This is a genomic window from Candidatus Albibeggiatoa sp. nov. BB20 (assembly GCA_016744725.1).
Classification (GTDB): Bacteria; Pseudomonadota; Gammaproteobacteria; order Beggiatoales; family Beggiatoaceae; genus Albibeggiatoa.
In genome coordinates this window covers 1-10,575 of sequence record JADGDW010000152.1, presented here as the reverse complement: position 1 = coordinate 10,575, position 10,575 = coordinate 1, and the positions used below count along the sequence as shown (strand labels likewise).

Annotated in this window: 9 protein-coding genes and 2 tRNA genes; 3 read left to right on the top strand and 8 right to left on the bottom strand. The window is 38.9% G+C overall.

Annotated elements, in window-relative coordinates:
- Positions 1-86: 86 nt before the first annotated feature.
- On the top strand, positions 87-1,748 hold the full coding sequence (gene nifL / locus ABXH34_RS14955; protein ID WP_353572690.1) for a nitrogen fixation negative regulator NifL: 1,662 nt from the start codon (positions 87-89) through the stop codon (positions 1,746-1,748).
- Positions 1,749-1,766: 18 nt separating this feature from the next.
- A complete protein-coding gene (gene nifA / locus ABXH34_RS14950; protein ID WP_353572689.1) occupies positions 1,767-3,284 on the top strand; it encodes a nif-specific transcriptional activator NifA in 1,518 nt (505 codons plus the stop codon).
- 239 nt (positions 3,285-3,523) lie between these two features.
- On the opposite strand, the gene rluB is transcribed toward nifA, so the two are convergent.
- The 6 genes from rluB to ABXH34_RS14920 all read right to left on the bottom strand — a co-directional run bounded on the left by rluB (position 3,524) and on the right by ABXH34_RS14920 (position 7,898).
- Positions 3,524-4,321: a 23S rRNA pseudouridine(2605) synthase RluB gene (gene rluB / locus ABXH34_RS14945; RefSeq protein ID WP_353572688.1), complete on the bottom strand. Its 798-nt coding sequence runs from the start codon at positions 4,319-4,321 to the stop codon at positions 3,524-3,526.
- Between the two features lie 24 nt (positions 4,322-4,345).
- Positions 4,346-5,659 carry an AAA family ATPase gene (locus tag ABXH34_RS14940; RefSeq protein WP_353572687.1) on the bottom strand — a complete coding sequence of 438 codons (1,314 nt, stop codon included), beginning with the start codon at positions 5,657-5,659 and terminating at the stop codon, positions 4,346-4,348.
- 152 nt (positions 5,660-5,811) lie between these two features.
- Positions 5,812-5,888: transfer RNA gene (locus ABXH34_RS14935), tRNA-Arg, on the bottom strand.
- An 11-nt stretch (positions 5,889-5,899) separates the two neighbouring features.
- Positions 5,900-5,990: transfer RNA gene (locus ABXH34_RS14930), tRNA-Ser, on the bottom strand.
- 180 nt (positions 5,991-6,170) lie between these two features.
- The gene (locus ABXH34_RS14925) at positions 6,171-6,425 is read right to left on the bottom strand and encodes a hypothetical protein (RefSeq protein ID WP_353572686.1); all 255 of its coding nucleotides are present in this window, start codon (positions 6,423-6,425) and stop codon (positions 6,171-6,173) included.
- On the bottom strand, positions 6,426-7,898 hold the full coding sequence (locus ABXH34_RS14920; protein WP_353572685.1) for a hypothetical protein: 1,473 nt from the start codon (positions 7,896-7,898) through the stop codon (positions 6,426-6,428).
- 126 nt (positions 7,899-8,024) lie between these two features.
- Here ABXH34_RS14920 and ABXH34_RS14915 point away from each other — a divergent pair, with 126 nt between their 5' ends.
- Positions 8,025-8,636 carry a hypothetical protein gene (locus ABXH34_RS14915; RefSeq protein ID WP_353572684.1) on the top strand — a complete coding sequence of 204 codons (612 nt, stop codon included), beginning with the start codon at positions 8,025-8,027 and terminating at the stop codon, positions 8,634-8,636.
- Here ABXH34_RS14915 and ABXH34_RS14910 read toward each other — a convergent pair whose 3' ends face one another.
- Both ABXH34_RS14910 and ABXH34_RS14905 read right to left on the bottom strand, forming a co-directional pair.
- Positions 8,637-9,785 carry a CHAT domain-containing protein gene (locus ABXH34_RS14910; protein ID WP_353572683.1) on the bottom strand — a complete coding sequence of 383 codons (1,149 nt, stop codon included), beginning with the start codon at positions 9,783-9,785 and terminating at the stop codon, positions 8,637-8,639. It lies immediately after the preceding gene.
- A 190-nt stretch (positions 9,786-9,975) separates the two neighbouring features.
- Positions 9,976-10,491: a hypothetical protein gene (locus ABXH34_RS14905; protein ID WP_353572682.1), complete on the bottom strand. Its 516-nt coding sequence runs from the start codon at positions 10,489-10,491 to the stop codon at positions 9,976-9,978.
- Positions 10,492-10,575 lie beyond the last annotated feature (84 nt).

Below are 10,575 nucleotides of genomic sequence, written 5' to 3'. Positions count from 1 at the left end.
CTATCTCACTATTTCTAAATAGAATTTTGGAGCAAGCAAATTGGAATTAGGAATTATTTGATAAATCCTAATAATGAGGATTTTTTATGGTGCTAAAAAAGCTACAAGAAGATTGCATTCTGCCATTAACGGAACAAAACGCGAAAGCATTGAATGAATTTCTACATCACCCACCTGTAGGCACACCCTCCGCATTACTCAGCATGTTGGAAACCGTATTATTTCAAAACCCTCAAGGTGTGGCCGCAACTCTATTACCTCCGAGTCTATTTCGTGAAATTGCTGAACAATCTGAAATTGGTATTTCTGTAACTGATTTGAAAGCCAATATTTTATATATCAATCCTGCTTTTGAACGTATTTCTGGTTATGAAGTTGAAGAAATCATTGGAAAAAATCAATCTATTTTCTCAGATAATTCCACCCCAGAACTGATTTATAAAACCTTATGGGGGCAATTAGAACAACAGAAATCATGGACTGGAGTACTGGTTAATCGACATAAAAATGCAACACGATATTTAGCTGAAGTGACTGTTGCACCAATTTTAGATCAAAATAATGAAACCATTTATTACTTGGGAATGCACCGTGATATTTCCAATCTGCACTATTTACAACATCAAGTCCAAGAACAGAAAAAACTAATTGAATCAGTGATTGATACTGCGCCTATCATCATCGCTTTACTAGATGAACATGAGAAACTGGTGCTAGACAACCATGAATATAAAAAACTAATGGGGCGTATTGGTGCAATTGAGCCTGCCAAACTGTTTTTAAATCATTTGTGTCAACATGCAGGTGGTGAAGAATGGGAACAATTGAAGCAACAAGGCGGCCGATTTGACGTACAAGAAATTTGTATCGAAGCAGGAGGACAACAGCGCATTGCCCGTTGGTTTAGCTGTTCTGCAATTTGGATATCGGGCAAAGCCCCTGAAGCAGAAGCCTTTTTTGAAGGCAGCCAACACAATCATTTATTACTGGTTGCTCAAGAAATTACCGAAGTCAAACAACAGCAAGAAGCTATTCGTTTAAGTGCCTTACGTGCCTTGATGGCTGAAAATGAAATCAATGAAAATATGCGCGAAAGCTTACATGCAGCGATTCATCAATTCCAAGGGCCTTTAAATACGTTGGCGGCAGCCGTCAATATATTAGAAAGACGCAATGCAGACAAAGTCTCTGATCCATTACAAGATATTTTAACCGAAGCTTTACAACAAGGTCAGAATGCAGTTAAGGCACTACACAACACCATTCCACCATATCGTAAACAACACTCAACCTCTGTGAACCTAAACGATTTACTGCGCGATGTATTGTCATTGTGTACAGAACGATTTTTATCTGAAGGTGTGGTTGTAGAATGGCATCCCTCCTCTTCACTGGGTTCAATCAATGGTAAAGATGCTGATTTACGCAGTTTATTCAAACATTTAATTGATAATGCTGTTGATGCTATGTGTGAAAGCCGTTATCAAGAACCTATATTATCGATTCGCACCTTTACTGAAAACCAGCTTGTATGTGCTGAAATTACAGACAACGGCACAGGGATTCCACAAGAACTACGGTTTCGGATATTTGAGCCATTCTTTACGACCAAAGTTGGACATGCAGGCGGTAAAGGTCTTGGGCTGACTCGAGTACAAGAAATCATTAATAATCACGCGGGTACATTGACACTTGACCCAAATTACAGGCAAGGAACACGTTTTGTCGTTTGTCTCCCTATCCATTAACAAGGTGATTAATTTATCATGCAAACACGTTCGGAATTGATTGAATGTGAACTCGAAGCCTTGTTTGAAGTTGGCAAGGTTTTAAATCGTTCGTTAAACCTACCAACTGCTCTGGAAGGCGTATTACAAAAGCTACATCAATACGCACAAATGCAGTATGGCGTAGTCACATTGCTACGCGAAAGTGGGGAGCTGATGGTGAATGCTGCGTATGCTGGCGGTAAATTACCTCCCGGTGGGATTAAATACCAAGCAGGAGAGGGCATTATTGGTTCGGTGATGGAAGAAAAAAACACCATTATCATTGAACGTGCTGGACAAGACCCACGTTTTGTCGGCAAATTAGGTTTATACGAGTTACATTTACCCTTTATTGGTGTACCTATTTATATTGATAAACAGGTGATTGGTGTGTTAGCAGCACAACCCAGTCAATTTGATGAATTTTTACATGAGCGGGCACGATTTTTAGAAATGGTGGCACAGTTTATTGGTCAGACTGTGCGTTTAATGTGGGAAATTGAGAAAGAACGCCAAGATTTAACCGATGAGCGCGATCACCTACGTCGCACCGTGCGTAGTCATTTTGGATTTGACAATATTATTGGTCATTCAACCGCAATGCAGAAAGTATTTGAAATGGTACGCCAAGTTTCTAAATGGGGAACAACGGTATTAATTCGTGGTGAATCGGGTACAGGTAAAGAATTGATTGCCAATGCAGTGCATTATAATTCTCCACGTCACAATGGCGCATTTATTAAACTTAACTGTGCCGCTTTGCCAGAGACTTTGTTGGAGTCGGAATTATTTGGCCATGAAAAAGGCGCATTTAGTGGTGCAATAACACAACGCAAAGGTCGTTTTGAGCGAGCTGATGGCGGTACACTGTTTTTAGATGAAATTGGTGAGATTTCGTCGACGTTTCAAGCTAAGTTGTTGCGTGTATTACAAGAAGGTGAGTTTGAGCGAGTTGGTGGTACGCGGACATTGAAAGTGGATGTGCGCATTATTACAGCGACCAATGTGAATTTAGAAGAAGCGGTTGAGCATGGTAATTTCCGTGAAGATTTATATTATCGCTTAAACGTGATGCCGATTAAATTGCCGCCGTTGAATGAACGTAGTGAAGACATTCCTGAGTTAGCTTCATTCTTAGTTGATAAGATAGCTAAAGGTCAAGGGCGTAAATTACAGTTAACTGATAGCGCAATTCGTTTGTTGATGCGCCATAATTGGCCAGGTAACGTGCGTGAGTTGGAGAATTGTTTGGAACGGGCAGCGATTATGAGCGAAAGTGGGGTCATTGATCGTTCTACGATTAGCTTAACAGGCGTTGAAGAAAAAATCCCTGTGACTCGTGAATATCAAGGCGTTGATTTAAATGATGAGAATTTAGACGAACGTGAACGGGTGATTGCAGCATTGGAGCAAGCAGGTTGGGTTCAAGCAAAAGCCGCCCGCTTGTTAAACATGACTCCGCGCCAAATTGCGTATCGGATTCAAACTTTGGATATTAAATTGCGGAATATTTAGTTTATGTATTGATAGAAAAATGTGCATAAACTTTAACAATATTTTACATTGGCTTATTATAGTCATTTTATTCTAAGACGATACAGGACTGGCAGTCCTTGATTTTAAAAGTAATTGATATTTAAAGTTTTATAGGACTATCAGTCCTAACACCCAAAACGAAATTGACCATATCAATAAACCCAAAGTTTCATCTTGGAATCAGATTCCTCGATATCTGACTTTGGGCTTGCCTATGATTATTTTTTTCTAGGTCGAAACTTGGCTTTATGGCGACTCTTTCGAGCCTCAGGTTTTATATATAAATCAACTTGTTTTAATACGTCATTGACTACTTCTTTATCCAATTCTGCCCAATGACCTGCTCGCAAATAAGGTGGTAGACGCACCTGACCATAACGAATCCGCATCAAACGACTGACGGTAATCCCTTGAGATTCCCATAAACGTCTGACCTCACGCTTACGACCTTCTTTAATCGTAACGTGATACCAATGGTTTGCTCCTTCGCCACCCGCTTCTTTAATTTCATCAAAATGGGCTGTGCCGTCGTCTAATTCTACCCCTGTTTTTAAACGGGTTAACATTTCATCATCTACTTTGCCTAGCACTCGCACTGCATATTCGCGCTCTAAACCATAACTTGGGTGCATCAGACGATTCGCCAGTTCACCATCCGTGGTTAATAAAATAATGCCTGAGGTGTTAATGTCCAAACGGCCGACAGTAATCCAGCGTCCTGCAGTTAACGGCGGTAAATTTTTGAAAATAGTCGGGCGACCTTCAGGATCAAGGCGTGTACACACTTCTCCTATAGGTTTGTGATAGCAAATAATTTGGCGAGGGCGTGTCCGCAAGCGTTTTTCGCTTACCCGTCTGCCATTGAGCCGAATATCATCTTTATCGCTTACTCGTTGCCCAATAAGGGCCGTTTTGCGATTGACTTGTACTCGACCTTCTTGAATCCATGTCTCAATTTGACGACGCGAACCGAGACCAGCACGAGCAAGTACTTTTTGTAATTTTTCTGTAAACATGAGAACTTCTAGTTGTATCAATATTTATTGGCGGATAGATGCTTGAATACCGCTTAAACGGCGTACCCAAGGTTTGCTATGTTGTTTTAATGGCTGAGATAATTCACTCAATGCTTGGTCGGCTGCGGAACGCGATGAATAAACCCCTGACACTAATACATACCATGCTTTATCTTGATATTGGGTTTCAAACATTTTGACATTGGCCAATTGGTATTTTTGAATAAAAACACTCAAATTCATTGGATCATGCGTGCCCATCACTTGCAATGTGTAATGCTCACCATTTTGTTGAATCAGCCATTGTTCATCTTTGGTTAAAGGTTGACCTCTATCAACAGCTAATCGTGCAGATGTGGCTTTAAGTGGAGCAACATCTGTTGGTGATAAATGGGTATGCGATTGTAAATTGTCTGACGATACTAATGCTTGAGCAGGCACTGTGATTTCAATTTGTTTGCTTTGTTGTCCCAAAAATAATTCTGGCATAGTCCAGTATAACCAAGCGGCTACAGCTAATAGCAAGCCTAACACTGCTAATCCCGGCCATAGCCAATTTTGTTTGCTGGGATGGGTATATAAGGTTTGTTGCTGCCCTATGTATGTTTGCAGAGCTTGATAGGCCAGTAAATTGATTTCATTTGGGTGTCCCGCAGATTGCTCGTAAATGTCATCAATGAGCCGTTCATCATCAAAGCTGTTTTGATAATAATAGCTGCTGCCTTTCAAATAAAAGTGGATGTATTCTTTAACTTGAGATTTTTTTAAAGTTGGAATATCTAGGGTATGAATTAAACTATCATGCACAATGGCAAAATCAGGCGTGGCTAAAATGCTGGTCATTTGCGGTTCGCAGAATAGCACTACGCGAATACGGGTTTGTGCTTCACCTTGCATCGCCAATTCAACCAATAATTTTAAGGTGGCCAATGGCAGTAAATGCGCGTCATCGATAAGTAAAATCGGTAGTTGGCTTTTATAGCGGGTGGCGGCGATATGGCTGCGTAAATTTTCTAACGCAATTGCACTGGGTTTGCCTTTGTGACCAATTTTAAATTCGGCTAATAAGTTTGATAATAAAACCTCTGATGATAATGCAGGGCTGCTTTCAACGTGATAAATCCACCAATTTTCATCTGCTTGGGCGCGTACTTGTTGCAACAAGCTGGTTTTGCCGCTACCTGTTTCAGCAAGCACGAGTAGGAGCTGTTCGCTGTTTTGAATCAAATGCTTAATGAGGTTATAACGCTGCACTAATTCAGGCGTTTCAAAGAAGCGTACGATTCGTCCTTGTTGACTAAATGGATTAGTTGTAAGTTGAAAGCTATCAGTTGACATAGTAGGACGCTGGGGATTTTAGATTGCCGATTTTTGATTTAAAAAACAGATAACGTCACGTCATCTATTTTCCATAGACACAATTGTACACCAGTGTTATGAAGCAAAGTAGAGGAAATTGAAGATTTAGGGGAATTCTTGAAGGGAAAAATTGGCGCGCTTGGGAGGATTCGAACCCCCGACCGCTTGGTTCGTAGCCAAGTACTCTATCCAACTGAGCTACAAGCGCGTTATTCTTCATGGCGGAGAGGGAGGGATTCGAACCCTCGGTACCCGTAGTAGGTACGGCTCCTTAGCAGGGAGCTGGTTTCAGCCACTCACCCACCTCTCCAAAAGAAGAGCGCATTTTACCCATACTATTTTTAAAATGCAAGCATTTTTTTATAAATGATTTAATTGCAGATGTTTTTTTGTCTCTAAATATTTCATATCATCGCTATCTCAATACTGTATTTTTTGATTTTTCTAATTAACCCTAACTTATTGGCTGGGAAAAATTAAAGTTGTTTGATTAGATTTCTGGTGGTGTTTTATGCACAGGCTTATTGGTAGGTGAAGATTCAGGCTGTGAGTCATCACTGGTTGGCTTAATACCTTTTTTTAAACTGTTATTTCTAAGCTGATCTAATATCCACTCCCGACGATGGTCGCCCTCTGGATATTGTTCAGTGAGTGCAGTAATAATATTGTCTTTGTCTTGGTGTTTGTTGAGTATGTTTTGTAGTGTTGCAACATAGTCTGTTAAATATTCGTGTAGGGTGCTCATTTATTTGTCCTTTGGATATTGAGATACAGCTTTGAGGCTAGATATGACCCTAGTTTTTAGGTTAGATAGTATTTCAGGTAAATTGATTAAATCTTTACCCAGTAAAACAAATGACTCAAACATTGCTAAAAATAATAAGATGCTAATTGTCATAAATTGCTCTACTAATGTGGCATTACTTCCGAAAAGTCTGAAAATAGAAATAACGACACCTAAGATAGCAAACCCATTTATTAATTTTTTCAAACGTTCTTGGGTTTCATGCTCTTTTTCTTCAACCAAGTTGCGCCAGCGTAATTCAGAACCTTGTAAATGTTTCAGCAAACCTTCCACATAAACACGCTTATTTGCTAATTCTTTACTCGCATAAGTTGGCCATTCAATAATATTGGGTGAAGTTTTAACTTTTTGCCCTGTTTTTAAATATTCTAAACTGTTAATTCTGCAAAACCAATCCACAGAATAGCCCTGCTTTGTTAACTTTATCTCTTGATTATATAAATAATTGCTTAATTGTTGGATATTTAATTCAATGGTTCTTTCTGCTTGTTCTGAGCGTGCTAATTCATATTGTGCATCTGCTTCTAAACTGGTCATTTCTTGTAATGTTTGGCGTAATGTGCTGAGGTTTTGAGCCACTAATGCGCTGTTTTCTTTTTGACGATAGCCACTATTTTTGTTATCTAACCGATTGATTATTTTATCTGTTGCAAGAAAAATATGTGCAAATTGCCAACGTGTCATTAACAAGTGCGGCATGATGTCAGTCAAAAATGTGCTTGACCATTCCTGCGTTGATTCATTTGTTAACGAGCCTTTGAAAAAAGTATTACAAGATGTTGGAAGTGAGTTGTCTTTAGAAGCGTTGTTAACCCATGTTGCGGCGTAAAATTGCAAAATTGGATGGCTTTCATTTTCACCCTCTTTGAGCGGCGAGACGATTGCTTTTTGTTCATTATCAATGAATTCTATTTGCCACTGGTTTGCATGACGCTCTCGGCTGGGGAGTTTTAGCGTATTAATTTGAAAATCAGCAAAATATAATTGTTCGTTTTCATTTTTGATACTAAATAATAAGTTACGCTCTGTTGCAAAAAATTCCACATCATGTTGTTTGGCTGGCATAGTAATCACATCATCACTATCTTCTCCATCTGTAATAACAACACTCACTGCATATAATAATTCTTGACTATGGTTTTTATCATCAACTTGATAGTAGCTATCTAATTCTTTTTTATAAAAATATAGTTTTTTGTTTAATTCTGTATTTGTTAGTTTTGTTTCACAATCAAGCAATATTCTGAATAAACGTTTTTCTTGGTGTAATGAGCAACTTAAATAGGGTTTGGTTTTTTGGACGTAGATTTGATTACCTTGGGTTAAATCAGCCAATGTATCTGGCTCTTCGATGAATTGAGCATTCTGCCAACGAGAGGTAAAAAATAGGTAGTAGAATTGATAGTAAACCATTATGGCATCCAATGTTTAGATAAGATTATGTTACTAAAATTTCAGCTTAACACCATCAATCAATCATCGTATTCAATGTTGTTTGAGCGTAAAATAATATAATTCATTTAGTTAGGATAATCTATTATGTCTTATAGCGATTTTACTTTTGAGAAATTACAAATTGAACTAAAGTTAAGCATTCATGAGCGCAATTTATTTGAGTCAATAGAAACCATTGAGACAAGTTCCGCTCTGGCAGAAATTTTAAAAGAAAATGTGCCGTTAGGCTTGACGATTAATACGGAAAAGGCGAAGTCTGAATTGATTATTGCCCCTGTATTAGTTGAACTGCGCAAAATCTTACAGCATAAAATCAGTTTGTTTTCGGGTGTAGAATTTAATATTGATCCTGCACAAGGTTTAAATGGGGTTTGTGACTTTATGATTTCAGGCTCGCCGACGCAAATTATGTTAACTGCACCAATCATCCAACTTGTTGAAGCAAAAAACGAAAATATAAAAAATGGCATACCACAATGTGTGGCTGAAATGTGTGCAGCCCAAATATTTAATCAACAAAAAAACATTTCGTTGCCCGTTGTTTATGGGATTGTGACCATTGGCAGTTCTTGGCGGTTTTTACAGCTTGAAGGCAATCAAGTAACGATTGATTCACAAGAATATTTTATTGATAATGTTGGCAAAATATTAGGTATTCTGCATTACATGGCAACGCAAATCCTTGTACAACCTTGATTAATCTCGTTCTACATCTCCAATCACAATGAAATTAGCCCAGTTTTCAGGCGCGTTTCGCTCAACAAGGGGGGCATTTTTGTAATCTGTTAGTTTGCTGGTAAATTCGAGTTTTTGCCCCTTTGTTAACTTGCTTGTTTGTTGGATTTCTTCTGCCAATATTTTCATATCTGCATCTGTTTTGCGTTTAAAACTTTCTTGGGTTTGAGCAATGAGTTGATGCCAAGGGGTTTTAGGTTGTTGTTGTGCCAGTTCCAGTAATTCGTTGATGAATAGGAGGGATGCAAGGCTACCAACTTGGCTTAAGGTGGCAATAACAGTATTGACTCCTGCGGCGGCAAAGGCTGAGCTGATGCTGATAGGGTCAAATAGGTTGTTTGTATTGGATTTGGTGCTGGCGGTTTGGCAGGCTGACAGTATCATTAGTTCGGTATTATCAAGGCGTAATGTGGTACAGAGCCATAGGGGTAAGTCAATATTTTTGCGTTTTTCAGCATCGTGATTGTTGAGGCTTAAACCGCTTTGTAGTGGCTGATTGGAGTCAAATACGCCGTGGGTTGAGATGAAGACATTGCGATGATTTTGTAGGTTTTGCAGGGCTTGGAATAGGGCTAAGGGTTCTGTTTGTTCAACTAGCGTGGGTTGTATATTCCAGTGTTTTGCAACGAGGTAGGTTTCATGCGGGATAAATTGTGCGGCGTTCTCTACGTCGTCAATATCGGTTACGCCTAATGCCCAGCTTTCGGTTTCGATTTGAGATTTTGGACAGTGTAGCCAGTGGTCAATGCTGATTTCACGGCTGAGTTTGTTGGCGAGTTGTGGCATTGCTTCCCATGCGAGTTGTCCTAGCGGTGTGGGAAAGATGGCGATAATGTGTTCAATGTCGTTTGCCCAGCGTTGAATGTCATCAGCGAAGCTATTGAAGATGTTATTATCAAGTACGGTTTGCCAATTTTCATGTTGTTGCCATAGTTCAATCAGTTGTTGCCAGTGTCCTGCATTGTCAGCGTTGCTAAAGTCATAGATTTTAAGTTGTTGTTTGTCTAACCACAGTACGCGCAAGATGTTTTGTGTGTGGTCAATAAAGGGTTGGATGATAGCTTGTTTGGGGTTTAGTTGTTGTTGACATTCTTCAATTGTAGGTGGCATGGATATTTGAAAATAATCTAGCCAGTATTGTATTGGTGGAAATAAGGTGTTTGGAATGTTACTGTCAAATAGGTTGGATTGTGCGGCGTGTGGGTTTATGGGTGTTGTTGACTTCGTGGCACAATAGAAAACGCCCTATTATAATTGCAGATTAGGGCGTTTAAAATTTAAAAAAACTTATTAGTAATACTTAATGTTTTATAGTATGACACTGATAATAAGCTGCACCTGGCATTGCAATACATGTTTTATAATCACCAGGATATGTTGAGCTAACTACTTCTGTAATTTTTACATAGAAGTCGCCAGCATCTCCAGTTACTAACATTTCCATTGAGCCCTTTCTCGTTGCTACTGAAATTGAAGTGCCATGACCAAAGCCATTCAATACAGACGCAGGGTATGAGCCAAGAACTACTGGAGAATCATTATTAGGGACATAAGTCACTTTAATTTCATTCTGAGAACCAAACTGTATAAAGTCTAAATGAACCTGATCATGAGTATTTGCATCTTCCCATACCCAAGTACGCAGAAAATTAAGCGAAGATTTAAATGCTATTTCCGAGGCGCATGAATATACTGAATCTGTTGTTTCACAAGTAACGCTGGCGGGGTTCAAACTGTTGTATTGAAGGGCAAAAGACGAGTTGCTGGATACGGCCAATAAAAGTAAAATTAACAAACGAAAAGGTTTTTCCAACATTTAAATTCCTTTTTCTTAAATATATTTAAATTAACAAAAATTATTAACCACTTAATAATAAATTATATCATATAGGATAAAAAG

Coding starts and splice junctions, on each gene's coding strand:
- ABXH34_RS14915 (WP_353572684.1), top strand. CDS start 8,025: ATGTCTTATAGCGATTTTACTTTTGAGAAATTACAAATTGAACTAAAG.
- ABXH34_RS14920 (WP_353572685.1), bottom strand. CDS start 7,898: ATGGTTTACTATCAATTCTACTACCTATTTTTTACCTCTCGTTGGCAG.
- ABXH34_RS14925 (WP_353572686.1), bottom strand. CDS start 6,425: ATGAGCACCCTACACGAATATTTAACAGACTATGTTGCAACACTACAA.
- nifA (WP_353572689.1), top strand. CDS start 1,767: ATGCAAACACGTTCGGAATTGATTGAATGTGAACTCGAAGCCTTGTTT.
- ABXH34_RS14940 (WP_353572687.1), bottom strand. CDS start 5,659: ATGTCAACTGATAGCTTTCAACTTACAACTAATCCATTTAGTCAACAA.
- ABXH34_RS14910 (WP_353572683.1), bottom strand. CDS start 9,785: ATGCCACCTACAATTGAAGAATGTCAACAACAACTAAACCCCAAACAA.
- rluB (WP_353572688.1), bottom strand. CDS start 4,321: ATGTTTACAGAAAAATTACAAAAAGTACTTGCTCGTGCTGGTCTCGGT.
- nifL (WP_353572690.1), top strand. CDS start 87: ATGGTGCTAAAAAAGCTACAAGAAGATTGCATTCTGCCATTAACGGAA.
- ABXH34_RS14905 (WP_353572682.1), bottom strand. CDS start 10,491: ATGTTGGAAAAACCTTTTCGTTTGTTAATTTTACTTTTATTGGCCGTA.